Genomic DNA, 22,898 nt, shown 5'->3' with positions numbered 1-22,898 from the left:
AGTGCATGATCGGGATGGAAAAATCATGAGCGCAGACAGCTTTATGGACATGGCCCTTGAAGAAGCCCGTGCCGCCGCCCGTCGCGGTGAGGTGCCGGTGGGGGCGGTTCTGGTCGATGCCGATACGGGCGAAGTCCTTGCACGTGCAGGCAATCTGACCGAGGAACTTAACGATCCGACTGCGCATGCCGAAATCCTTGTCATTCGGGCGGCAGCCGGGGCTAAGGGCGAGCCAAGGCTTCCCAATTGCGATCTGTATGTCACGCTTGAACCCTGCCCGATGTGCGCCACGGCCATTTCTTTTGCCCGTCTGCGTCGGGTTTATTTTGGGGCCTATGACCCAAAGGGCGGTGGTGTTGACCACGGGCCACGCGTTTTTGAAAGCTCATCATGCCATCACCGTCCCGAAGTGTATGGCGGTATTGGCGAGATTGAAGCTGGTAAATTGCTGAAGGATTTCTTTGGCAGCCTGCGCTGATACCTGGCATCGGGGCTTAGGGGATTTTGCTGGCATCAAACCGGTAATCATCCGGATTTAAGCCAAGTTCTTTCATCCGGGTTTCATAATCACGGGCAAGATCGGCCATTGTGATTGCCGAAAGCGCGCTTAGAAACGTTTCTGATGCGCCGCGCAGCGCTTCGGCGGTGGCCGCATTGGCGGCCTGTTCCATCAGACAGTGCGATTCTTCGTTGCCACAGCCCAACGCAAAAATCTTTGGCGCGCCAAGCGCGTCATAAATCCCGGCAAGGGTAATGTCTGACAGCGGTTTGGCCAGAACCCAGCCCCCGCCATGCCCCTTGGTCGAGGTGACAAATCCCTGATCGCGCAATCCGGCCATGGTGCGTCGGACAACAGCCGCATTGGTATTGAGCATCCTGGCAAGCAGATCGGATGTTGCCGGCTCCGTCATCTGGTCAAGGTGCAAAAGAGCATGCAGCACGCGGGGCATGCGGTTGTCTTGACGCATCAAAGGGCTCCTGTTGGTCGGTCGATCCTGTCTGATCTTTAACACATGAAACAACCAAAGATACATGAAATTGACAGATGCAGCAAATCATGTAACTTATAATGATGCATGATTTGTTTATCAAACCGCACTGTCACTTTAGTTGAGGCATGACATGAACATTGATCCGAAAATGGACCCGATAGAGTTTTGGGAACAGCATTATGAAAAGGCCACGTCCGAAACCAGCGGTCGGCCAACGGCGGTGCTGGAGAAATTCGTAACTGACCGGACTTCTGGTGCTGCGCTGGAACTTGGATGTGGCAAGGGGGATGATGCGGTCTGGCTGGCGAAAAATGGCTGGGCTGTAACCGCGATTGACATTTCTGCGACCGCAATGGGCTATGCGCGCGCCAATGCGGTGCGCAACGGTGTTTTGGAAAAGATCACATTTGATCAACGAGATCTTATGACCGACTTTCCAACGGGAAGCTTCGCGTTGGTGACCGCACAGTTTCTTGAATCCCCGGTGGTGTTTGCGCGCAATTCGATCATCAACTGTGCATCGCGTCTGGTTGCGCCGGGGGGATTGCTGTTGGTGACGTCGCATGGGTCGGTGCCATCATGGTCATGGGAAAAGCCCGATAAATGCTACCCAGAACCAAAAGAGGCGCTCGAAAACCTAAGCCTTGACCTGACTGAATGGACGCAGATCTGCGTCGATAACCTAGACCGTTTGGCAAAGGGTCCGAACGGGGAAGAAGGCATGGTGCTCGACACGGTCATCGCCCTTGAGCGCAAAGGTTAACTGGCAAACCTTAAATGCAAACGGACCGGCATCGTCATGATGCCGGTCCGTCGTATTTCGGTATGTAGCGACCTAGCCTTGCTGCTGGTTGGTAAGTCCCGGCAGATGCTGGAACATCCAGGTTTCGCTTAAGGGTGCATCATCAAGTTTCAAATACATGCGCAAATCAACCGGATCGGTGCCGGTGGCCTTAAGGTCGAACGCGGCCCGCCAGATCCTTGTATCCATGATCGGTTCGATCTTGGTGCGCACAATCTCGCCGCGCGAAGTCGAAACGATGACTTCCGGGAACTCGCCATATTCAAGGGTGCCCAGAATATCGCCTTCGAACTCGACGGAAAACTTGATCTCGTCTTTGGGGCGGTTCGTACCCGGTTCCCCACCACGACCCATGCGGGTTGCGGTGACCTTGGCCAGTTTTTCAACCGGGAACGGATTTTCAGCCTGCCAGTACAAACGATATTTGAACTGATAACTGTTGCCCGCCTTGGCTGGCTCATCAGGCACCCAGAATGACGCAATATTGTCGTGGATTTCGTCATCGGTCGGGATTTCAATCAGCTGAACAGCGCCCTTGTTCCAGTCTTCAAGCGGTTCAACCCACAGGCTGGGACGGCGGTGATAGCGCACCCCATCAAGATAATGGCTGACCTCACGGTCGCGCTGCATCAAACCAAAACCACGTGGCGTGTGATCGCCAAAGGCGGAAGCGCGGATGACTTCGGGGTTATTGAGCTGTCGCCAGATACGTTCACCACTGCCGGTCCAAAGCTCCAAACCGTCAGAATCATGGACTTCCGGACGCCAGTCAAACCGGAATGACTTGTTCTGTTCTGAATACCAGAACATGCTGGTCAACGGCGCAATGCCAAGACGTTCGATGTCTTTACGGATAAACAGGTGCTTTTCGATGTCCATCGTGACCCCTTTGCCACGATAGAGCAGGAATTTATACGCACCCGTAATGCTGGGCCCATCGAGCAGGGCATAGATCGTTACCGGGTCTTCGGCCGATTTGGCAGGTTCGATGTAAAATTCGCGAAAATCGGGGAACTCTTCGGGTACGGATGTGGCGGTATTGACCGTGATGCCACGTGCGGACAGGCCATACTGGCCTTCATCGCCGATGGCGCGGAAATAGGATGCACCAAGAAATGCCGCCCAATCCTGGGTTTTCCAGTCATCGCGTTCAAGGTTCTCATGCAGGCGGAATCCGGCAAAGCCGCTGTTGTCGGACAGTTTGCGCGCGATGCTGTCTTCGGGCATATCAAAGTAATCCGGACGATAGACAACTTCACGCGCCGCCCCGTCTTCAAGCAGATACATATGCACCGGCTTGGCGAAATACATGCCCAGATGGAAGAACGTCATCGGATAAGTGCCCGACCCATCGGCAAACGGCGAATGGTCGCGTTTGTAATGCAGCTTTCCGTGGGTGTCGTAATCGATTTTACCGACAATCTCGGGATCGGGTGCGATGGGGGCAACATAGTCCTTTGTTGCCATCGTCTGCGCCCGATTGATCAGTGCGTCAAAATCAAAGTTCTGCGCTTCGCCCAGTTCAAGCGTGTCGTTCGCGGCCATTGCCGCCCCAAACATCGACATGCCCGGCAGGATGACACCTGCGGCGGCCACGGATTTCAAAAAACGTCTGCGTTCCAAAGAAGTTGTCATTCACCAAGTCCCGTTTGTCGAATATGCCGGAATAATACCTGACAGTGTGGAGGTAATCGGGACAAATGATGGCAAATTCAAGGTCGTAATCACTGCATCTTATGCATGACACTCCGCAGGAACGACATTTCACAAGAAAGATCGATACCGCCGGGCGATATCGATCTTGGTGGAGTTGCGATACTTGAAGTAAACGTGACGACAGTTGCCGGGCGGTTGCGGGTGCGTGCTGGGATCAGTTGGTTTGATCTTGGCGAAACATCACCATGCCGCCGTGATACAGCACATCATTTTCAAAATATCCATCGGCGGTAAAACCGGTGTCATCCTGATAGGTGACGTAGTTTCCCGAAATTTGATAATCGCCCTGATAGGCCGATTGTTGTGTTCCGCGTGCCTCGTCATAGCGACCGTCAGAACGCAACTCCTGGCGGACATACCCATCCTCGGTGACCCACATGCCGACATAAGGATGCGGTGACGTTTGTAATGCTGTGTTCATCTCTGTCTCCTGCGGGAAGGCTGCTGATGGTGCGAACACCATCAGCAGGAGTATCAAACGTGATAAGAAAACGTGACGTCTCATGATGGAAGCCTGCGTCTTGGTTCGAATTAGTTAGAATGCCGACGCGGTTGGACGGACGATGACTTCGTTGACGTCGACATCTGCGGGTTGATCAAGCGCGTAAAGAACAGCACGTGCAATGGCATCCGGGGAAAGGGCAATTTGACGGAACTGCTTTAGCATTTCCTTGCCGGTTTCATCCGTGATGTCATGACCAAGTTCGGTTTCGACCACACCCGGTGAAATTATCGTCACGCGAACATTTTCGCTTTCCTGACGCAGTCCTTCGGAAATGGCCCAAACGGCATATTTGGTCGCACAGTAAACGGCGGCACTTGGTGCGACGACATGGGCGGCAATAGATGCGGTATTGATTACATGCCCGATGCCCTGTTCCTTAAAGATCGGAAGGACCGCGGCAATACCATTCAAAACGCCGCGAATATTGACGTTGATCATATTGTCCCATTCGTCGGTTTTAAGTTCCGCCATATGGGAAAGCGGCATGACACCAGCATTGTTAAAGATCGCATCTACACGGCCAAACATGTTCTTTGCATGATAGACAAGTGCTTCGACACTTTCGCCGTTGGTGACATCGACCGCGCGCGCCATTGCTTTGCCACCCGATGCTTCGATTTCGGTGGCAAGTTGGTCAAGTCGTTCGGTGCGGCGCGCACCCAGAACGACGTTTGCACCACGGCTGGCCAGAAGTTTGGCGGTGGCTTCGCCGATACCGCTGCTGGCACCGGTGATGATAACGGTTTTGTTTTCGACGTGATTGATTGGGTTCGGCATGACATCCTCCGTGTGTTTGTGTCATGGCCTTACTGTGTCGTTTTCGATGCGTTTGATGAATACACAGAACTCGACATCGATTGCCTAATCCTCCAAATCCGGTTTGAGGTGCTTTGCGGTACGGTTTCGCGGTGTATACTGGGGTCACTGAAAACAAAGGGTTTGGGTGATGGATAACTTTCAACGGCTATGCCATTTAATTGACAAATACTGTGAACCGGATGGGGCCGTGCGCACCGCGGTTGAACCGGTGTGGATGTATCGTTCGACCGGCCCGACCCTTAAGGTGCCAACGATTTACAGGCCCTGTCTGTGTCTGATTATTTCGGGTGCCAAGGAAGTTACGCTGGGTCAGGAAGTCTATCGCTATGAGCCCGGACAGTTGCTTGCGGCATCGGTGGACTTGCCATTGGTCGGGCATGTGACCGATGCGACACCTGATCGCCCCTATCGCAGTTTGTCTCTTGATCTCGATGGGAAAATTCTTGGTGACCTGGTTGCCTGTATGGATTTGAACATCGGGGCCGATGGCGACAGTTTCAGGGGCTTGTTCGTCGAAGAAACATCCGAGGGACTTGTCGATGCGGTCTTGCGTGTCGTTGAGCTTCTCGAACACCGAGAAGAAATACCGGTGATGTTGCCGCTTTTGATGCGCGAAGTGCATTATCGCCTGTTACGGACTGGGCAGGGTGCCTTGATTGCCCGTCTGGCGATGGGCGGCAGCAACATGCAGCGGATTTCAGCCGTGCTGCGTTTGATGAAAGACAACTTCCACAAGCCGCTACGGGTCGATGAGCTGGCCAGTCATGCTAATATGAGCCCGTCTTCCTTCCATCATCATTTCAAGCAGGTGACCGCCATGAGCCCGCTGCAATATCAAAAACGCCTGCGCTTAACGACCGCCCGGCAAATCATGTTGGCCGAAATGAAGGATGCGGCCAGTGCGGCCTATGAGGTGGGATATGAAAGTACATCCCAGTTCAGCCGCGAATATGCCCGCATGTTTGGGGCGCCACCGATGCGTGATATCTCGACAATTCGAAGCCAGCCCTCAGGGCATGAAGTGGTAGAGCCCTCCGTTCATTAGTAGGTCCTAGCCCTAGGTACGCCAGATGCGCATTTGCCCTGTGTTACCCGTAATTCGCTTGACGGGTACGGGGGGCTGTGTGACATCCTATTTGAGTTGGTATCCGAAAGGATAAAGGGAATTCGACGCAGCCATGCCGATGGTAAGGCTGTCAACCGAAGCTGCCCCCGCAACTGTAGGCGGTGAGCACTTTTCTGATCAAAAGCCACTGGGGTTTACCCTGGGAAGGCAGAAAAGTGTGACGACCCGCGAGCCAGGAGACCTGCCAACATCACGACACTGGACCGGGCGGGGTGCCCCGGAAAATGTCGGCCATGTGTTACGGTCGCTGGCAGGATATCAATCATCCCGCCCTTTCTTTGGCCCTGATACCGTCCGCCATTTCCCGACACTTTTGCCAGTCCATTGACGACAGGAATGGTTGTGTTGTGTTATAACATAACAAGTGTTGATTTGGGATGTTCGGTTTCAGGAAAAGTCTCCTTGGCCGTCATATCCTTGGAAAGGGTACAAAGTGATCACATTGAACAAACATGTTCTTGCAGCCGGGGTGTTTGCTGCGGGACTGGCATCTGTTTCACAACATGCATCGGCAACGGATTATCCGCTGACCTTGAAAAATTGCGGTCGTACGGTGACCTTCGATCAGGCGCCAACACGTGTTGTTTCGCTTGGACAAAGCAATACCGAAATTCTTTATATGCTGGGGCTGGCCGACCGGGTTGTCGGGACGGCTGTATGGTTTAATCCGGTTGCCGAGGAATACCGCGACGCCAACGCCAAAATACCGCGTCTTGCCGATAATGATCCCAGTTTCGAAAGTGTCGTCGGACAGAAACCCGATCTGGTGACCAACCAGTATCAGTGGCATGTCGGCCCGAATGGCGCGGTGGGAACCATTAAACAGTTTTCCGAGCTTTCCATTCCGGTCTATACCGCGCCCGCCGATTGCGTGGGCAAGGACAACACCACCGGCGGCGATGGCACGCGCCTTGATGCGTTTTCGATGGATTTGATTTATCGTACGATCACCGAAATGGCGCAGATTTTTGATGTTGAAGAACGCGGTGCCGAACTGACGGCGGACCTTCGTGCGCGTGAACAGGCGGCGCGTGATCGCGTCAGTGACGTTGATGGTCGTGGGATCAGTGCCCTGTTCTGGTTTTCAAGTGCGGAACTTGATGTTGATCCGTTTGTTGCCGGGCAAAAAGGCGCACCGGCCTATATCGCCAATGTACTGGGCGTGAAAAACGTCATCGACAGTGACGATGAATGGCCAAAAGTTGGTTGGGAAACAATTGCACGATCCAACCCCGACATCATTGCGATTGGCAAGATGGACCGTCGTCGCTTCCCGGCCGATGACTGGGAACTCAAGATGAAATTCCTGCAATCTGATCCGGTCACAAGTCAAATGAATGCGGTTAAAAATGATCATGTGATCGTCCTTGATGCGTTGTCGATGAACCCGACGATCCGCACGATCAACGGCATAGAAAAACTGGCCGCCGCCGTTGAAGGCTTCCATACGGACGCCAGCAATTGATCGGTCTGCTTTCACTTGCCTTCACCAACCGCATCAGCGCGACGCTCGTCGCGCTGATGCTTCTGTGCGTGACACTGGCGTTTGCCGCATCAGTTGGTGAGACGGCCATTCCAATGCAAACCGTCATCAATACCATTGCCAATCATGTCTGGAATGCCGGGCATGAGGTTGATGTCATTGATGCAGGCATTGTCTGGAATTACCGGTTAAGCCGTGCGGTGGTTGCGGCCAGTTGCGGGGCATCATTAGCGGTCGCCGGTGCTGTATTGCAGGGCTTGCTGCGCAATGCGTTGGCCGATCCCTATTTGTTGGGGATTTCGGCCGGGGCATCGACCGGGGCGGTCAGTGTCGCAATCCTTGGATTGGGGGCCGGGGTACTTGGGTTGTCGGTCGGGGCCTTTATCGGGTCGCTGGTGGCATTTGCATTTGTTGCCTTATTGTCGCTGCAGGCGGGCAGGGGAACCGGGGCGATCATTCTGGCCGGTGTTGCCGGATCGCAGCTTTTCAATGCGATGACCTCTTTTATCGTGACCAAATCTGCCAGTGCGGAAGAAGCCCGTGGGATCATGTTCTGGTTGCTGGGCAATCTAAGTGGTGTGCGCTGGCCGGATGTCTGGTTGGCCTTGCCGGTGGCCATTGTTGGTCTTGTAATCTGTTTTGGCTATTCGCGTGCCCTGGATGCCTTCACCTTTGGCCGGGATTCAGCCGCGTCCCTTGGTGTGCCGGTCCGGCGCGCCTATGTCGTGCTGATTGGCTGTGCCGCCCTGATGACGGCTGTGATGGTCAGTATTGTCGGGTCTATCGGGTTTGTTGGCTTGGTGATCCCGCATGCCGCGCGGTTTTTCGTTGGCACACGCCATAGTGCTCTTTTGCCGGTATCGGCCCTTATTGGTGCGCTGTTTCTTGTCTGTGCCGATGTTTTCTCACGCATGATTGTGCCGGGTCAGGTCCTTCCCATCGGGGTGATCACGGCTTTGATCGGTGCGCCTGCCTTTGCCCTGATCCTCTGTCACGGAAGGGTCCTTCGATGAGCCTTGAACTGCAAAATGTAGACTGGCAAGCCGGGTTCAAAAAGATCATTACGGATGTGACAATTGCGGTAAAGCCCGGCGAGTTCCTTGGCCTGATCGGGCCGAACGGTTCGGGTAAGACCACATTGATGTCGGTTTTGGGCGGCCTTCGTCGACCATCGCGCGGCGATGCCATTTTGGATGGGCAGGCGTTAAAAAACATCGGGCGGCGAAATCTTGCGCGACGCATCGGATTTGTCGAACAACAGGCCGACACCATTGACCGGATCACCGTGACCGAGGCGGTGTCGCTTGGCAGGACGCCGTACCTTAGTCTGCTGTCCCCGTGGTCGGAAAATGATGACGCGGTGGTGGACGATGCCCTCGACGCGGTCGATATGCGATCAATGAAAGACCGCATGTGGCATACGCTTTCGGGCGGTGAGAAACAGCGGGTCCATATCGCCCGCGCACTGGCACAGGAACCGGAATTTCTGTTGCTTGATGAACCCACCAACCATCTAGATATCCGACATCAATTGGGCATTCTTGAACTGGTCCGAAGATTACCGGTAACAGTGGTTGCGGCCTTGCATGATTTGAACCACGCGGCGATGTTTTGTGATCGGATCGCGATGATGGATGGTGGTAAATTACGCGCGATTGGCACCCCGCAAGATATCCTCATACCAGAAAACCTGCGCGATGTGTTTGGCGTTTCGGCAACGGTGGAACCCGATGATATCCATCCGGGGCGCTGCATGATCCGATATCATGCAGGGAACGCTAATGCAGACGTCGTTTCGGATTTTTCGGATATAAAGGCGAACATAAAAAAAGACCGGATTGCGTAAATCCGGTCTTTTGAAAATGCGATGGTGTGGTGGCTTATTTCTGTTCGCGGGTCACTGCACGCCAACCGATATCCCGGCGGCAAAAACCATCTTTCCAGTCAATTGCATCAACCGCCTCATAGGCGCGTTTTTGCGTTTCGGTGACAGTCGCACCGCGTGCGGTAACCCCCAAAACACGACCACCCGTCGCGGTCAGCTTATCACCAGCCATTTTGGTTCCGGCATGCAGCACCTTGACCTTGTCCATGGCATCCGCCGCGGCAACGTTTTTGATCTCGGTGCCTTTTTCATAAGATCCCGGATATCCTTTTGCCGCCATGACAACCACCATGGCGGTTTCCTCATACCATTGCGGTTTGACGGTATTAAGCGTGCCACTGGCCGCCCCATCAAGGATATCAAGAACGTCTGATTTAAGTCGTGTCATCAGAACCTGACATTCCGGGTCGCCAAACCGAATGTTATATTCGATCAGTTTCGGATTGCCCGCGTCATCAATCATCAGACCGGCAAACAAGACACCCTTGAACGGGTGGCCTTCGTCGGCCATGCCCTTAACCGTGGGAACAATGATCTGTTCCATGACTTTGGTTTCGACGTCCTTAGTGAAAACCGGGGCCGGGGAATAAGCACCCATGCCGCCGGTGTTGGGGCCAGTGTCACCTTCGCCAACCGCCTTGTGGTCCTGTGCGGCGACCAGTGGAATGACGTTTTCGCCGTCACACACCGCAAAGAAGGATGCTTCCTCACCGACAAGGAATTCTTCAATGACAATTTCCGCACCGGCATCGCCAAACTTGCCACCGACCATACATTCATCAATCGCAGCAAAGGCTTCGTCAATTGTCATACAAATGATTACGCCCTTACCAGCAGCAAGGCCATCGGTCTTAACGACAATCGGCGCGCCGTGTGTTTTGACAAACACCTTGGCATCATCAGGGGTGGTGAAACGGCCATAGGCGGCGGTCGGAACCCCGAACTTTGCCACCATGTCCTTCATGAAACCCTTGGAACCTTCAAGCTGGGCGGCGGCCTTGGAACAGCCAAACGATTTGATCCCGGCGGCATCAAGTGCATCGACAAGGCCGGCAACCAGCGGGGCTTCGGGACCAACCACGACCAGATCAACCGCGTTGTCCTTGGCAAACGTCACCAGACCGTCGACATCGCCATCGGAAATCGTCACGCATTCGGCCGAATCCGCGATCCCAGCATTGCCCGGTGCGCACCAGAGTTTGGAAATGCGCGGGCTGCGCGCAATGGCCCAGCACAGTGCGTGTTCGCGTCCACCGCCGCCAACGACCAGAACCTTCATGACTTTATCCTTCGACTTGTCCGATTGCTTGATGGTCCATGCGTGATGAACTAGGCTTGTCACCAAACCCACCCCGCTAGATAATTTATGCGGGCTTTTAGCATAAAGTGCCCTTGATGACGCAAGATTTGTTCGACCCTTTTGCCCCGGTTCCTGAAACGCCCGCGAAATCGGGAAATGCGCCCGAATTTTCGGTGTCCGACCTGTCCAACGCGTTAAAGAACACCGTTGAAGATGCCTTTTCGTTTGTGCGCGTGCGCGGTGAAATTTCCGGGTTCAAGCGTGCCAGCAGCGGCCATATGTATCTGGCCCTTAAGGACGACAAGGCGGTTCTGGACGGGGTCTGCTGGCGCGGGCAGGCGGGTAAACTTGGCCTTGTGCCCGAAGACGGCATGGAAGTCATCGTCACCGGACGGCTGACCACATTCCCCGGACGGTCAAAATACCAGATTGTCATCGAAACGATGGAAGTCGCGGGCGAAGGCGCGCTTTTAAAGCTTCTCGAAGAACGTAAAAAGAAGCTGGCGGGCGAAGGCCTGTTTGATGCGGACCGCAAAAAGCCGATCCCGTTTTTGCCCGATGTCATTGGCATTGTCACATCGCCGACCGGGGCAGTGATCCGCGACATCATGCATCGCCTGCGCGATCGTTTTCCGCGCCGGGTATTGTTGTGGCCAGTGCTGGTTCAGGGAAATGGTGCCGCCGAACAAGTGGCCGAAGCTGTGCGCGGCTTTAACGACCTTTTGCCCTATGGCCATATTCCGCGCCCTGATGTGTTGATTGTCGCACGCGGTGGCGGGTCGCTTGAAGACTTATGGGCCTTTAACGAGGAAGTGGTTGCTCGTGCGGTGGCCTATTCTGACATCCCAGTGATATCGGCGGTCGGCCACGAAACTGATACCACCCTGATTGATTTTGTCTCCGACCTGCGGGCACCGACCCCGACCGGGGCGGCGGAAAAGGCGGTGCCGGTGCGTGGTGACCTGATTGGTCAGATCGAAGAAAACGGATTGCGGTTGTCGCAAGCTGTTCGCAGATTGGGTGTGGAAAAGAAAACAGCGCTTGAAAGTCTGGCGCGGGGTTTGGGCGATCCCAAAAGGATGCTCGAAGAACGCAATCAGATGTTGGACAACTGGGCGGATCGTTTGCCTCGTTCGGCGGTCAATGTCGTGAGCCAAGCACGGGCGCGCCTCAATGAAACCAGTGCACGGCTGGTCAGTCCGCGCGAACAGCTTTCGGAAAAACGTGGGCGGCTTGAAAATGCCGCCGTGCGGCTGGACGGCGCGATGAAGTCGGCCGTGCAACTGCAAAAATCCCGCCTTGATCGTGCGTCTGCCGGGTTGCGCCCAAGTGACGCCAAACGCGATGTTGATCGGGCCCGCAAACAGATCACGGATCTTGGTGCGCGCATGGGTGCAGCCGTGAAAAACACCCTGACGCGTGAAGCCGAAGGACTGGCGCGCTATGACCGTCTGCTGGAAAGTTATTCTTATCGCAATGTCCTGAAACGCGGCTTTGCCGTGGTGCGCGACGGGGCGGGCAATCTGGTGGAAAAATCCGCCGATATTGTCACCGGGCACGGATATGATCTTGAGCTGGGTGATGGCGTGACCCGTGTTACGGCTGGCGATGCGACAACTGGGCCTGTATCCACGCTGACAGCCCCGACGTCAGGTGGGTCGCGTGATGGCGAAGATATGCCAGTTAATGCGGTTGCCACATCAAAGCCCGAAACGGCCAGCAAACCAAAAGCCGTCAAAAAGAAAGACCCACAACCAAAAGACGATGACAGGCAAGGGAGCCTTTTGTAATGCGCTTGGCAATCACCACCCTTATCGCAGTTGCCGGAATCTTCGCGGCCACCACAGTCAGAGCCGCAGAACCAGTCTATCAGGGGCAGTTTGTTCAGGGCGGAATTGTGTTTGGTCAAACTGACGCCGGGGATCAGGTTCTGCTAGATGGCGCGGCGATTGATACTATCGCAGTTGATGGCCGGTTTGTTCTGGGTTTCCCACGCGATTACGAGGGTCCTGCCAAACTGACGATCAAGCACAGCGATGGCAGTATCGAAAACTTTGCCTATGACATCGGCGACCGCGAATTTGATATTCAGCGGATTGATGGTTTGCCCAAGAAAATGGTCACACCTGATCCCGCCGTGATGGACCGGATCAAGGATGATTCCCGTCAGGCCCGCGAAGCGCGCACCGAACGGTTCACCGAAAAATTCCTCGAAAGCGGTTTTATCTGGCCTGCGTTAGGGCCGATCAGTGGTGTCTATGGATCACAACGGATTTTAAACGGCGAGCCACGGTCCCCACATTGGGGCGTGGATATTGCGGTTCCGACCGGAACGGCCGTGGTTGCACCAGCCGACGGGATCGTGACCTTGGCCCACCCGGATATGTATTTTTCTGGGGCGACGCTGTTTCTTGATCATGGTCTTGGCATGGTGTCGGCGTTTTTGCACCTGTCTGAAATCGATGTCAAAGTCGGCGATATGGTAAAACAGGGTGATCTGATCGGCAAAGTCGGCGCATCGGGCCGGGCCACCGGACCGCATTTGGATTGGCGGATCAATGTCGGGGCGGCAAGGGTTGATGCGCAACTGCTGGTCCCGTCGATGGAAGACGCGCAAAAGGCGGCAAACGCCAAAAACTAACGGGAAACGCATGCCATGAAAAAGCACGGGGCCGTTGCCGCAGGACATGATGTTACCGCAGGTGCCGCTGCCCGTGTGCTTGAGGAAGGTGGCAACGCCTTTGATGCAGTGATTGCCGCAATGTGGGCGGCCTGTGTGGCCGAACCAGTTTTGGCATCCCTTGGCGGCGGCGGGTTTGTGATGGCCCGGCCAGCAGGTAAACCACCGCGTCTTTATGATTTCTTTGTTGAAACCCCGCTTGAAAAACGTGCGCGTGAGGATCTGGAATTTGAAAGTCGCCTTGCGACCTTTGCCGGCGGTGTCACACAGGAATTTCATGGTGGCTATGGCTCGGTTGCGACGCCGGGTGTTGTCGCCGGGATGTTTAAAATTCATCACGACCTTGCGGGTTTACCCATGGCGCAATTGGCCGAACCTGCGATTACGGCTGCGCGTGACGGGATCGAACTGGATGCGTTTCAGCGATATGTGATGGGCATTGTTGAGCCGTTACTTGGGTTTTCACCCGACAGCCGGAGAATCTTTGGTAAACCCGGTCATCAGGATGAGGACGGCTTCGAATTGCTTGATGAAGGCGTTCTTCATCACCAAGCCGATTTAGCGCACAGCATTGATTATCTGGTCCGAACCGGTGTTGGCGGGTTTTATCACGGTGACCTTGGCGATGCGCTTGTGCGCGAAAGCCGTGCATCAGGCGGCTATTTGACGCGGGAGGATTTGGCGGCTTACCGGGTGTTGATCCGTGACCCGCTTTTGGTTGCCGGGCGTAAAGGCCGCTTTGTGCTGAACCCCCCGCCTGCATCGGGCGGGGTTCTGGTTGGATTTGGTCTTAAACTGGCGCGTGATATGGCCTTGGGGTCGTTTGGGTCTGCCCGCCATCTTGAAGCCGTATCAGGCGTTTTGCATGCCACGGGGCTTGCGCGTGGTGAGTACGGTGCGTCGCCGGTTATCCTGTCAGATGAGTTGTGCGAAAGTTATCGTATGATGATTGGTGAGCGCCCGCTTAGTCAGCGCGGGACGACCCATATTTCGGTTGTCGATCAGGACGGGAATCTTGCGGCGGCAACCCTATCAAATGGGTCGTCATCCGGGCGGGTGGTGCCTAAAACAGGCATCATGATGAACAACATGCTGGGTGAGGCAGATTTGTCATCCGATGGTTTCCATCAATGGCCTTGTGGGGTTCGGATGACATCGATGATGACCCCGGCCCTTTATCTGGGGGCGGATGGATCATCGGTTGCCTTGGGATCAGGAGGATCAAACCGCATTCGGTCAACCATGCTTCAGGTAATGTTGAACATGGATGCCTTTGACATGACATTGCATGGCGCGGTTGCGGCTCCAAGACTACATGTCGAGGACGGTCTTCTATCGGTTGAACCGGGCTTTGATGAGGCACTTCTTGATGGCTTAAGTATTCAGAACCAGCAGCGTTGGGAGTCTGAGGATATGTTCTTTGGCGGGGTACATGCCGCGAAGGTCAGTGCAGATGGTGCAACATTTTCTGCCGTAGGGGACGGACGGCGGAATGGGCATCGAATCGTTACCGGGTCGGATCAGACCTAAGGTCAAGGATCGGGGCGGCATCAATCTTTTCCGCGTCCATCATGAAGGCCACGCGCTGCATGGATGTAAGGAGCTGGGTCTTTTCCCAATCGGGCAGGGATTCGAATTGGGAAATAAACTCTTCATGCAGCATGGTCGGCGCGGTTGAGAGGATTTCGCGTCCAGCATCGGTCAGGACCGTGTTGACCACACGTTTATCGGTGGTGCTGCGGCGACGCTCGGCAAGGTTTCGCTGTTCTAGGCGGTTTAAGATCGTGGTCACCGTCGCCTGACTAAGCGAAACGTGGTTGGAAATGCGTTTGACCGTGACATTTTGCAGCTCGTCAATCGCGCGCAACACCATGACTTGCGGAATGGTCAGGCCGCAGTTCTTCATCATCCGTTTTGAATGCAGATCGGTCGCCCGGATAATCTGGCGCAGGGCCACGAGAATATCCTGCCAGTAAGCTTCGCTCATGATGTTTCCTAATTGCCTAGTACCGAGAGCCAAGTACCGGCGACTTGGAACCGTGCGAAATGATTGTTACCGGGTAACGGGCTTTACCAAATTGTTCAAGGTGATTTGTCCCATGACACTTTATGTCGGGACAGTAGGCCTATCGGAAGCGGCGGATCACAGCGAAGATTAACCCGAATATCGCAATCAGAATGATGGCAACCGTTGCGATTAAAAGGGCCTGTTTGGTGCGCAGGTCATTGGCCTGTTTGCGTTCAACATAGACAATCACATTGCGGCGCAGCTGATCCATTTCAGGCGTAATGTCAAAGCCGCTGCGATATAGTGTTGCACCGGCACTGGCCAAAAGATCATTGGTTTTGTTGAGTTGTTCGGTGAACAGGGCAAACCGTTCTTCGGTATCAGTGAGATCCCCCAGTGGATCGTCATCCTGTCTGCTGACCTTGGCGATGGTGATCGTTGTGTGGGTCAGTGTGTCGCCGTCTTCAGCAATACAATCAGAAAGGCTTTGGCGGGCTTCATCGGGGGCGCATTCGACCGGACGGTCACCAAATTCTTCAAGCGCCTTTCGCAAATGTTCCTTTAATTGCAGGTCCAGTTGTGAAATCTGCAAACGGATTTCGCGCGCCGTTTCCTTGATTTTATCTGTTTGGCTGTCTAGTGCCATGCCGGGCCAAGTAAGAAATACTGATCCCGCCAGTATCATACAAATAATGATCAATATGCGGGACAAGGCAAACGGGCTCCTGAGGTCAGTCGAACATGTTCAAATGACGAGTGTGCCCGATGGGAGTTCTTATTCCGTTAATGAAAGAAACATCGTTTTATCCCAGCGCAATATTTGCGCGAGCCGATCATTTCGGCCAGCGTTTATGAGGCCATAACCACTGAGCAGGGCGTTCGCGTATCCAGCTTTCCATGATGGCATTGACCTCCGTCATGATGTTGGCAATATCGGCGCGGCGATTACCGGTTTTCTGGATCGTCAGGGCGGGATAAAACGTCATACGGAAATAGGCACCATTCAACCGTTCAACACGAACGGGTACAATCGGGGCATCATATTTAAGTGCAAACTGTGCCAGTGCCGGGGCGGTCATGGCATCACGCCCAAAGAATGGAACCGCGATGCCGTCCGTCATTTTTTGATCGACCAGCATGCAGGCATGGCCGCCATCTTTCATACACCGGGTCAGTTTGCGGGCACCATCTGGGCCCTTTTTTACCAACTCGCCACTGAATGTTTTGCGCGCGCGCATGAACAGATCATCGACCCATGGATTATCCGGAGCGCGATATACGCTCATCATGTCCATCCCAAGAACGGTTGCGATGCACATGCTGACTTCCCAGTTGCCAATATGACCGGTGAAAAATAATCCCGGTTTACCGTCATCGCGTGATGCCAGTCCGTGCTCAAGACCAACAATTTCGATACGGGGCCCGCCGGGGTGCAGCTTATGCAAATGGGGGATTTCACCCGCCGACCGGCCAAGGTTTTCCCACATGTCGGCAACGATTTCTTCGATGTCGTCTTTGGATTTTTCCGGAAAGGCACGGGTAAGATTGTTACGGGCCTTTTTTGTTTGGCCCAGTTTTGGTCCGAGGTTCCGCATCAGGCGACCGGAAAAATTTGATGCCATATCAATCGGCATCGCCGCAAAGAACCAATACAGGATATGCGCGCCCAATCCTTGAAGCGGATGAGAAAGGTATTTTTGGCGCATCTTGTAAAATTTGCTGTTCTTATCCATCGGCAAGCACCGTTTTTACAATCTGGTTCAGCTGGTCTGGTGCGTCAAACACCAGACGGATGTTAAGGCTGCTTATGCCGCTGCGATTTTCACTTGGCAAGCGCATCAGGTCTTTTTGTGTGGTGACAAGACGCGCGCCCAGTGTTTGTGCACGCTTGCGCAGATCGGAAAGTTCCTGTGCGCTAAACGGGTGATGATCGGCAAAATCTTGGGTTTCAGCAATCATTGCGCCGCATTGGTGCAGGCTTTCATAGAATTTCGCAGGGCGTCCAATCCCGGCAAAGGCAAGAACGCGCTGATGTGCGAAATCCGCACCATTTTCCGTTTCAATGCGCGCACGCACGACCGGAACCGATGCATGAAGGTTGGTGATGAAGTCCGGGGTTTCATCACCAATCAGAATAATGGCCCGAACTTTTTCAAGCCCTGAATCCAGCGGTTCGCGCATCGGGCCAGCGGGGATCACCCGGCCATTGCCAATGCCATATTGGCTGTCGATGACGGCAAAGCTACAATCCTTGATCAGAGACGGGTTTTGTAATCCATCATCAAGGATAATGACATTGGCCCCGGCAGCACGGGCCATTTCCGCACCAAGGAACCGTTCGCGTGACACCCAAGTCGGTCCACGTGCCGCGAGTAAAAGCGGTTCATCGCCGACCTGATCAGCGCGATCAGATTCTGGATCAACCCGGTGTGGCCCACGCATGGATCCACCATATCCGCGGCTGACGAAATGCGGTGTTCGGCCTAGTGCGGTCAATAGATCAAAAAGGGCAAGTGCTGTTGGTGTTTTTCCGGCACCACCAACAGTGAAGTTGCCGACACAAAACACCGGGCATCCGGGATGGCGCGGCGTTGTTTTCATCGTGCGAACACATCCGCCAGCGCGCCAAAGCAAGGAAAGGGGGGTCATTGCCGTTGCAAGAATTCCGTCTTCTTGCCAGAAACGGGGATCACGCATTGCCGCCCCCGTGTGTCGGAATGTCTGCAATCAGTGGATCGATGGCATCAAGGGTGCGGTCAAGGACTTCTGCCTTGGAACTGGCATAGGCCAAGCCAGCAGCGGCGACTTTTTCGGCCGATGCCGGGTCACGCAGGAACCCGCCAAGTTGCCGTGTCAGGTCATCTGCGTCAGATGCAGGGCGGCAGGCGCCGGCAGCCAGCATCTCCTGACTGATAATGGCAAAGTTGCTCATATCGGGGCCATGTAGGATCGCACAGCCCAATCGGGCCGGTTCCAGCGGGTTTTGCCCACCGGTCGAACACAAAGATTTGCCCATAAAACATACCGGCGCGATGCGGTAAAATAGGCCAAGATCGCCCATGGTATCGGCAAGATAGATTTCTGTTTGTTCGGTGATCTGGTGGCCCAGGCTACGGCGCGATACCTGCAACCCCTGCGCAATCAGGTCGGCTTCGATGTTATCAGCACGCACAGGATGGCGCGGAACGATGATGGTCAGAAGATCAGGATGTGTCGGAGCAAGGTTGTGATGCACCTGACCGGCAATGCGTTCTTCACCGTCAAAAGTGCTTGATGCCAACCACACAGAACGATTGCCGATTTGATCGCGCAGTTTACCGAGTTCCTCGTCATTGGCGGGCAACGGCGGGGCGGCGAATTTCAGGTTGCCGACGGCCTTGACATTGGTTGCGCCAAGGGCGGCAAACCGTTTCGTTTCTTCCGCGCCCTGTGTCAGGATCAGGTCGAAGGCGGCAATGACCGGGCGGATAAAGGATGGAAAGCGCGAATAGCCCTTAAAGCTTTTTTCCGAGATACGACCGTTGACCAGCACCAAGCGCGTGCCTGCCTTCTTGGCCTTGGTCAGGATATTGGGCCAAAGGTCGCTTTCAAGCCAAAGTGCCAGATCAGGTTTCCAGTGATGGAGGAACCGCGCGACACACACTTGGCGGTCAATCGGGATGAATTGATGAATGACACCCTTTGGCAGGCGTTCATGCATCAGTGCGGCCGAGGTCACGGTACCCGTCGTGACAAGGACTGAAACATCGGGATAGCGACGATGGATTTCATCAATCACAGGCAGGGCAGAAAGAGACTCCCCGACGCTCGCGCCATGTATCCAGACAAGTTTGCCTTTGGGCCGTGGAGCACTTGGGTGACCAAACCGTTCGCCAATCCGGCCTGGATCTTCCTTGCCGAGACTTTTTCGACGGTTGAGATACAGATACAGAGCCGGACCCAGCAGGCGTGTCGCCGCGCGATAGGCGTAAAACAGGCTCATTTACCGGTTTCCCCCGCTGCGATCGCCGACCGTTTCTGCTTGGGGAGTGCGTCAAGGCCCGCAGGCGGAATGATTTTAAGCCCGAGTGCGCTGTCGGTTTCCTGAGTGAGCTCGGTCAGCGCATTTTCAAGTTCAAGGCGTTTGGCTTCGATACCCGCCGCGTCGAGTTTGCGATCCACATGGATCGGATCGCCCCAGTGATAGACGCCGCGCGAAAAGGGTAAGGGCAGAATAAAACGGTCCCAACTGCCAAGAACTTTGCGGTTGGAGGCCGAATAGGTCAGGGGAAAAATCGGAACGTTTGCCATGCGGGCAGCCTGAATGATGCCGTCTGAGGCGCGCATGCGAGGGCCGCGTGGTCCATCCGGGGTCATGCCGACAACTTCACCTGCTTTGAGCACCTTTAGAATCTGACGTAAGGCGGCTGCACCGCCTTTGTCCTTGCCGGTCGATCCGGCAATTGTCTTTGGCCCGAAATAGGCAATGGTGCGGGAAATGATTTCCCCGTCGCGGTGCGATGAAATCAACATGTTAAACGGACGGTCACCACCGACCGAGCGCCATGTATAGGGCATCATCAACAGGCGCTGATGCCAGAATGCGACGATAAACGGTTTGCCCTCGGTCAGGTAATGCGCCGGAAGGTCGCCGCCCTTGGTGTGCCAACGCCCGGTCGCGTGGATCAGGCGCACATACGACGCCGCAAGCCAGCACAAGGTGCTGCGCGTGGTTTCGCTTCTGATAATGCGTTTATGCAACTGCACGCCTGTAAATCCCGAAATTACCCGGATCAGTTTTCATTTTCTTCAGAGAATTGAAGATTATAGAGGTGTGCGTAAGCCCCTCCAAGTGCAAGCAATTCATCGTGTTTTCCTTGTTCCGTCATACGGCCATTATTGATCACACAGATTTTGTCCGCATCAATAATGGTCGACAGCCGGTGCGCAATCACAAGGGTGGTGCGCCCCTTCATCAATTTCGCAAGCGCGTCCTGAATATGGCGTTCTGATTCGGTATCAAGGGCGGATGTTGCCTCATCGAGCAACAGGATCGGTGCGTTTTTAAGCATGGCACGCGCAATCGCGATACGCTGTCGCTGCCCACCAGAAAGCTTAACCCCATGTTCGCCGACGATGGTGTCATAACCGTCTTCGAGCAGACCGATAAAGTCATGAGCCGCGGCATTGCGCGCGGCTTCTTCGATCTCGGCTTCGGTCGCACCAGCACGGCCATAGGCAATGTTGGCGCGCACCGTGTCATCAAACAGGGTGATTTCCTGACTGACCAGTGCGGTCGCACGGCGCAGGCTTTCAAGTGTTAAGTCGCGAATGTCTTGACCATCAACAGTGATGGCGCCGTTATCAATATCGTAAAAGCGCGGGATCAGGTTCAGGATGGTTGATTTACCCGCCCCCGAAGGCCCGACAAGCGCAACCGTTTCACCGGCCTTGATGTCAAGATCAATATCACGAAGGGCTGTGATTTCCGGGTTGTAGGCGAAGGAAACATTCTTGAAATTGATGTTTCCACCCGACACGGTGAGGTCCTTGGCATCCGGGGCGTTTTTGATTTCGGGCTCAAGGTCCATCACCATAAACACGCGCTGGGACGCGGCAAGGCCTGACTGCAAATTCATGTTGATATTTGCCAGACGCTTTACCGGTTCGTAGGCCAGCAAAAGGGCGGTAATGAACGAGAAGAAACTACCCGGATCACTTGCGCCATCAATTACCCGGCTGCCGCCGTAAATGATGATTGTCGTGATCGCTGCACCGCCGAGTGTTTCCATGATGGGGGAGGACCTGGCACTGACTTTTTGCGCCTTGAAGCTCAACTGAAAAACAGTCTCGACCAGTTTTTCCATACGCGAGCACTCGTATGGCTCCATGCCATAGGCTTTGACGTGGCGCACACCTTGAAACGTCTGTTCGAGAAGGGTGGCAAATTCGCCGATTTGCTGCTGGGTGTTAGCAGACACTTTGCGCATGCGTTTGCCAAGTCGGGCAATCGGTAATATGGCCGCAGGAAAGACTGTGAACGCAATGATCGCCAATTGCCAATCCTGATAGAACATCACGCCGATCAAGACGATAGCCGTCAGGAGATCCTTACCAAACCCGGTCAGGGCGACAGAAACAGCCGCGCGCATGGACGTAATATCACTGGTGAAACGCGTTATAAGCTTACCGGTATTCGTACTATGGAAGAAACCAATGTCGAGCCGGATGACATGTTCGTAAAGCTTGTTCTGGATATCAGCAAGAATGCGACCGCCGACATAGCTCATCAATACGGACTGGCCATAGTTGGCAAAGCCCTTTAGGGCAAATGCGAACAGAACAGCCACGCCGACCGGAACCAGCATTGCACCGTTTTGTTTGACAAACACCTCGTTGATGACCGGATCCATCAAATAGGCATAGCCACCAGTCGCAGCCGCCATAAGTGCCATGCAAATCAGAGCGAGAACAATCTTGCCGAAGTAAGGCTTTACCGCATCTTGCACGATACGTTTGACCAGGGGCCAAGTGCGCCAGTGTTCAGCAGTGTGGTCCATCGGATTCTTCGGCAATGATTTGTTCCTGGTCGTTCCGGCCATTTCCAAGTTGTATCAATATGATACACTCTATATGGAATAGGGCTTCAAAGTGTGTCGATCTATATGCGCTGTTGCTAGCATGCTCAAGCATGGGCGGCAAGCTGCAGCGCGCATGTGAAAGATACAAATTTGACCCGCCAATCAGCAGGTCACGCGCAACGACATATAAGATAAAAAAATGAACGAGCAACTGCACGCACTTGTAGAACATACAATGGCGCAAGGTGTCGGGGCACGCGTTTTCGCGCTGCGCTGGAAGAATAGACGTATCTGGATCAAGCAAGCTGTGCCGGCCAAACAAAAGGGCTGGCATCATTTGCAACGGTTTCTGGCAAACATTACGGGCATTGCCTTGTTGAGCCCGACGGTCTCGCCCGGCGGCAAAGAAGGCCTTGAAACCGAAGCAAACACTCTGCGCAAATTGTCTGAGCGAGGCATTCTGGTGCCCGATTTGGTCTGTGTGACCGAAAACTGGATCGCGATTGGGGATAATGGTGGCATTTTACAAACCCGGATCGAAGATTGCATTCGTGCAGGGGATAATGGCGCCGTCACAAAATTGATTGATGCCGCAGGCAAAGGATTGGCACAGCTTCATCAGGCGGGCGTTGCGCATGGTGCACCCTTGCTGCGTAACCTGACCATCCGGAATGATGATAAAATCGGTTTTATCGATTTTGAAGAAGATCCCAATGCACGTATGCCGATCATTGATGCGCAGGCGCGTGATATCCTGCTGTTTGTTTTTTCGATCCAGCGCGAATTTAAAAAACGTCCGGAATTGTTGCGCGCAGGGTGGCGGGCCTATGTCGATCAGGCCGGATTTGACGCACCTCAGATGGTCCCGCTTCGAAAAATCGTTAAGGTGCTGCGCCCGGTTTACCTTATGTTGCGTCCGTTTAGGCGCTGGTTGGGCACGGATGCGATCAATGGGCTTTTGGCTTATCGTATTCTTCGCAAAAGCCTGAACCAAGAGTGATCCGCCAAGGTCGTACCAGCGC

Annotated in this window: 22 protein-coding genes and 1 riboswitch; of the genes, 10 read left to right on the top strand and 12 right to left on the bottom strand. The window is 54.4% G+C overall.

Going from position 1 to position 22,898, the window contains the following annotated elements; translation table 11 throughout:
* Positions 1–25: 25 nt before the first annotated feature.
* Positions 26–478 (top strand): nucleoside deaminase, encoded by a 453-nt coding sequence (locus AMM48_RS20080; RefSeq protein ID WP_022734120.1) that lies wholly within the window; start codon positions 26–28, stop codon positions 476–478.
* Positions 479–494: 16 nt separating this feature from the next.
* Here the strand turns inward: AMM48_RS20080 and AMM48_RS20075 are convergent, their stop codons facing one another.
* Positions 495–968: an Rrf2 family transcriptional regulator gene (locus AMM48_RS20075; RefSeq protein ID WP_102785522.1), complete on the bottom strand. Its 474-nt coding sequence runs from the start codon at positions 966–968 to the stop codon at positions 495–497.
* A gap of 154 nt (positions 969–1,122) precedes the next feature.
* Between AMM48_RS20075 and AMM48_RS20070 the strand changes: the two genes are divergently transcribed.
* On the top strand, positions 1,123–1,755 hold the full coding sequence (locus AMM48_RS20070) for a class I SAM-dependent methyltransferase (RefSeq protein WP_102785521.1): 633 nt from the start codon (positions 1,123–1,125) through the stop codon (positions 1,753–1,755).
* A 72-nt stretch (positions 1,756–1,827) separates the two neighbouring features.
* On the opposite strand, the gene AMM48_RS20065 is transcribed toward AMM48_RS20070, so the two are convergent.
* The 3 genes from AMM48_RS20065 to AMM48_RS20055 form a co-directional block, all read right to left on the bottom strand.
* Positions 1,828–3,429, bottom strand: coding sequence for a glucan biosynthesis protein D (locus tag AMM48_RS20065; RefSeq protein ID WP_102785520.1), 1,602 nt, complete (start codon positions 3,427–3,429; stop codon positions 1,828–1,830).
* Between the two features lie 235 nt (positions 3,430–3,664).
* On the bottom strand, positions 3,665–3,931 hold the full coding sequence (locus AMM48_RS20060) for an Atu4866 domain-containing protein (RefSeq protein ID WP_244271326.1): 267 nt from the start codon (positions 3,929–3,931) through the stop codon (positions 3,665–3,667).
* 114 nt (positions 3,932–4,045) lie between these two features.
* A complete protein-coding gene (locus tag AMM48_RS20055; RefSeq protein WP_102785553.1) occupies positions 4,046–4,780 on the bottom strand; it encodes an SDR family oxidoreductase in 735 nt (244 codons plus the stop codon).
* Positions 4,781–5,021: 241 nt separating this feature from the next.
* Between AMM48_RS20055 and AMM48_RS20050 the strand changes: the two genes are divergently transcribed.
* The 4 genes from AMM48_RS20050 to AMM48_RS20035 all read left to right on the top strand — a co-directional run bounded on the left by AMM48_RS20050 (position 5,022) and on the right by AMM48_RS20035 (position 9,289).
* Positions 5,022–5,879, top strand: coding sequence for an AraC family transcriptional regulator (locus AMM48_RS20050; protein ID WP_244271325.1), 858 nt, complete (start codon positions 5,022–5,024; stop codon positions 5,877–5,879).
* Positions 5,880–5,959: 80 nt separating this feature from the next.
* A riboswitch (cobalamin riboswitch) is annotated at positions 5,960–6,164 on the top strand.
* A gap of 229 nt (positions 6,165–6,393) precedes the next feature.
* Positions 6,394–7,425, top strand: a complete 1,032-nt coding sequence (locus AMM48_RS20045; protein WP_102785517.1) for an ABC transporter substrate-binding protein — start codon at positions 6,394–6,396, stop codon at positions 7,423–7,425.
* Positions 7,426–7,481: 56 nt separating this feature from the next.
* Complete coding sequence (locus tag AMM48_RS20040) at positions 7,482–8,456, top strand: iron ABC transporter permease (protein WP_081649582.1); 975 nt, start codon at positions 7,482–7,484, stop codon at positions 8,454–8,456.
* Positions 8,453–9,289 carry an ABC transporter ATP-binding protein gene (locus tag AMM48_RS20035; RefSeq protein WP_102785516.1) on the top strand — a complete coding sequence of 279 codons (837 nt, stop codon included), beginning with the start codon at positions 8,453–8,455 and terminating at the stop codon, positions 9,287–9,289. Before AMM48_RS20040 ends, AMM48_RS20035 begins: the two co-directional genes overlap by 4 nt.
* 34 nt (positions 9,290–9,323) lie before the next feature.
* Here the strand turns inward: AMM48_RS20035 and purD are convergent, their stop codons facing one another.
* Positions 9,324–10,607, bottom strand: a complete 1,284-nt coding sequence (purD, locus tag AMM48_RS20030; protein WP_102785515.1) for a phosphoribosylamine--glycine ligase — start codon at positions 10,605–10,607, stop codon at positions 9,324–9,326.
* Positions 10,608–10,723: 116 nt separating this feature from the next.
* On the opposite strand from purD, the gene xseA reads away from it, so the two are divergent.
* Genes xseA through AMM48_RS20015 form a run of 3 tightly spaced genes read left to right on the top strand, consistent with a single transcriptional unit; the run spans position 10,724 to position 14,838 of the window.
* A complete protein-coding gene (xseA, locus tag AMM48_RS20025) occupies positions 10,724–12,418 on the top strand; it encodes an exodeoxyribonuclease VII large subunit (RefSeq protein ID WP_102785514.1) in 1,695 nt (564 codons plus the stop codon).
* On the top strand, positions 12,418–13,269 hold the full coding sequence (locus AMM48_RS20020) for a M23 family metallopeptidase (RefSeq protein ID WP_102785513.1): 852 nt from the start codon (positions 12,418–12,420) through the stop codon (positions 13,267–13,269). The genes xseA and AMM48_RS20020 overlap by 1 nt, the downstream gene beginning before the upstream one ends.
* Before the next feature lie 15 nt (positions 13,270–13,284).
* The gene (locus tag AMM48_RS20015; protein ID WP_102785512.1) at positions 13,285–14,838 is read left to right on the top strand and encodes a gamma-glutamyltransferase; all 1,554 of its coding nucleotides are present in this window, start codon (positions 13,285–13,287) and stop codon (positions 14,836–14,838) included.
* Here the strand turns inward: AMM48_RS20015 and AMM48_RS20010 are convergent.
* The 7 genes from AMM48_RS20010 to AMM48_RS19980 all read right to left on the bottom strand — a co-directional run bounded on the left by AMM48_RS20010 (position 14,816) and on the right by AMM48_RS19980 (position 21,855).
* Positions 14,816–15,295: a MarR family transcriptional regulator gene (locus AMM48_RS20010; RefSeq protein ID WP_102785511.1), complete on the bottom strand. Its 480-nt coding sequence runs from the start codon at positions 15,293–15,295 to the stop codon at positions 14,816–14,818. The genes AMM48_RS20015 and AMM48_RS20010 overlap by 23 nt on opposite strands.
* 139 nt (positions 15,296–15,434) lie before the next feature.
* On the bottom strand, positions 15,435–15,962 hold the full coding sequence (locus AMM48_RS20005) for a hypothetical protein (RefSeq protein WP_244271324.1): 528 nt from the start codon (positions 15,960–15,962) through the stop codon (positions 15,435–15,437).
* 187 nt (positions 15,963–16,149) lie between these two features.
* Positions 16,150–17,049 carry a lauroyl acyltransferase gene (locus tag AMM48_RS20000; RefSeq protein WP_102785509.1) on the bottom strand — a complete coding sequence of 300 codons (900 nt, stop codon included), beginning with the start codon at positions 17,047–17,049 and terminating at the stop codon, positions 16,150–16,152.
* The gene (gene lpxK, locus AMM48_RS19995; RefSeq protein ID WP_102785508.1) at positions 17,042–18,013 is read right to left on the bottom strand and encodes a tetraacyldisaccharide 4'-kinase; all 972 of its coding nucleotides are present in this window, start codon (positions 18,011–18,013) and stop codon (positions 17,042–17,044) included. The genes AMM48_RS20000 and lpxK overlap by 8 nt, the downstream gene beginning before the upstream one ends.
* Positions 18,006–19,298 carry a 3-deoxy-D-manno-octulosonic acid transferase gene (locus AMM48_RS19990; protein ID WP_102785507.1) on the bottom strand — a complete coding sequence of 431 codons (1,293 nt, stop codon included), beginning with the start codon at positions 19,296–19,298 and terminating at the stop codon, positions 18,006–18,008. Before AMM48_RS19990 ends, lpxK begins: the two co-directional genes overlap by 8 nt.
* On the bottom strand, positions 19,295–20,062 hold the full coding sequence (locus AMM48_RS19985) for a lysophospholipid acyltransferase family protein (protein ID WP_102785506.1): 768 nt from the start codon (positions 20,060–20,062) through the stop codon (positions 19,295–19,297). The genes AMM48_RS19990 and AMM48_RS19985 overlap by 4 nt, the downstream gene beginning before the upstream one ends.
* 26 nt (positions 20,063–20,088) lie before the next feature.
* Positions 20,089–21,855: an ABC transporter transmembrane domain-containing protein gene (locus tag AMM48_RS19980; RefSeq protein WP_181951597.1), complete on the bottom strand. Its 1,767-nt coding sequence runs from the start codon at positions 21,853–21,855 to the stop codon at positions 20,089–20,091.
* Between the two features lie 220 nt (positions 21,856–22,075).
* On the opposite strand from AMM48_RS19980, the gene AMM48_RS19975 reads away from it, so the two are divergent.
* Positions 22,076–22,876 carry a lipopolysaccharide kinase InaA family protein gene (locus AMM48_RS19975; RefSeq protein WP_102785505.1) on the top strand — a complete coding sequence of 267 codons (801 nt, stop codon included), beginning with the start codon at positions 22,076–22,078 and terminating at the stop codon, positions 22,874–22,876.
* The last annotated feature ends 22 nt before the right edge of the window (positions 22,877–22,898 follow it).

It is taken from the genome of Thalassospira sp. GB04J01, from assembly GCF_000751115.1.
GTDB lineage: Bacteria > Pseudomonadota > Alphaproteobacteria > Rhodospirillales > Thalassospiraceae > Thalassospira > Thalassospira lucentensis.
Note: the sequence above shows the minus strand (reverse complement) of the source record. Positions and strands in the feature narration are given on the sequence as shown.

What these genes read in the sequence shown, in the direction of transcription:
- AMM48_RS19990 (WP_102785507.1), bottom strand. Translation starts at nt 19,298, where the DNA reads ATGAGCCTGTTTTACGCCTATCGCGCGGCGACACGCCTGCTGGGTCCG.
- AMM48_RS20000 (WP_102785509.1), bottom strand. Translation starts at nt 17,049, where the DNA reads ATGGATAAGAACAGCAAATTTTACAAGATGCGCCAAAAATACCTTTCT.
- AMM48_RS19980 (WP_181951597.1), bottom strand. Translation starts at nt 21,855, where the DNA reads ATGGACCACACTGCTGAACACTGGCGCACTTGGCCCCTGGTCAAACGT.
- AMM48_RS20010 (WP_102785511.1), bottom strand. Translation starts at nt 15,295, where the DNA reads ATGAGCGAAGCTTACTGGCAGGATATTCTCGTGGCCCTGCGCCAGATT.
- AMM48_RS20005 (WP_244271324.1), bottom strand. Translation starts at nt 15,962, where the DNA reads ATGGCACTAGACAGCCAAACAGATAAAATCAAGGAAACGGCGCGCGAA.
- purD (WP_102785515.1), bottom strand. Translation starts at nt 10,607, where the DNA reads ATGAAGGTTCTGGTCGTTGGCGGCGGTGGACGCGAACACGCACTGTGC.
- AMM48_RS19975 (WP_102785505.1), top strand. Translation starts at nt 22,076, where the DNA reads ATGAACGAGCAACTGCACGCACTTGTAGAACATACAATGGCGCAAGGT.
- AMM48_RS20080 (WP_022734120.1), top strand. Translation starts at nt 26, where the DNA reads ATGAGCGCAGACAGCTTTATGGACATGGCCCTTGAAGAAGCCCGTGCC.
- AMM48_RS20015 (WP_102785512.1), top strand. Translation starts at nt 13,285, where the DNA reads ATGAAAAAGCACGGGGCCGTTGCCGCAGGACATGATGTTACCGCAGGT.
- AMM48_RS20035 (WP_102785516.1), top strand. Translation starts at nt 8,453, where the DNA reads ATGAGCCTTGAACTGCAAAATGTAGACTGGCAAGCCGGGTTCAAAAAG.
- AMM48_RS20075 (WP_102785522.1), bottom strand. Translation starts at nt 968, where the DNA reads ATGCGTCAAGACAACCGCATGCCCCGCGTGCTGCATGCTCTTTTGCAC.
- AMM48_RS20040 (WP_081649582.1), top strand. Translation starts at nt 7,482, where the DNA reads ATGCTTCTGTGCGTGACACTGGCGTTTGCCGCATCAGTTGGTGAGACG.
- AMM48_RS20070 (WP_102785521.1), top strand. Translation starts at nt 1,123, where the DNA reads ATGAACATTGATCCGAAAATGGACCCGATAGAGTTTTGGGAACAGCAT.
- xseA (WP_102785514.1), top strand. Translation starts at nt 10,724, where the DNA reads ATGACGCAAGATTTGTTCGACCCTTTTGCCCCGGTTCCTGAAACGCCC.
- lpxK (WP_102785508.1), bottom strand. Translation starts at nt 18,013, where the DNA reads ATGCGTGATCCCCGTTTCTGGCAAGAAGACGGAATTCTTGCAACGGCA.
- AMM48_RS20065 (WP_102785520.1), bottom strand. Translation starts at nt 3,429, where the DNA reads ATGACAACTTCTTTGGAACGCAGACGTTTTTTGAAATCCGTGGCCGCC.
- AMM48_RS20020 (WP_102785513.1), top strand. Translation starts at nt 12,418, where the DNA reads ATGCGCTTGGCAATCACCACCCTTATCGCAGTTGCCGGAATCTTCGCG.
- AMM48_RS20060 (WP_244271326.1), bottom strand. Translation starts at nt 3,931, where the DNA reads ATGAACACAGCATTACAAACGTCACCGCATCCTTATGTCGGCATGTGG.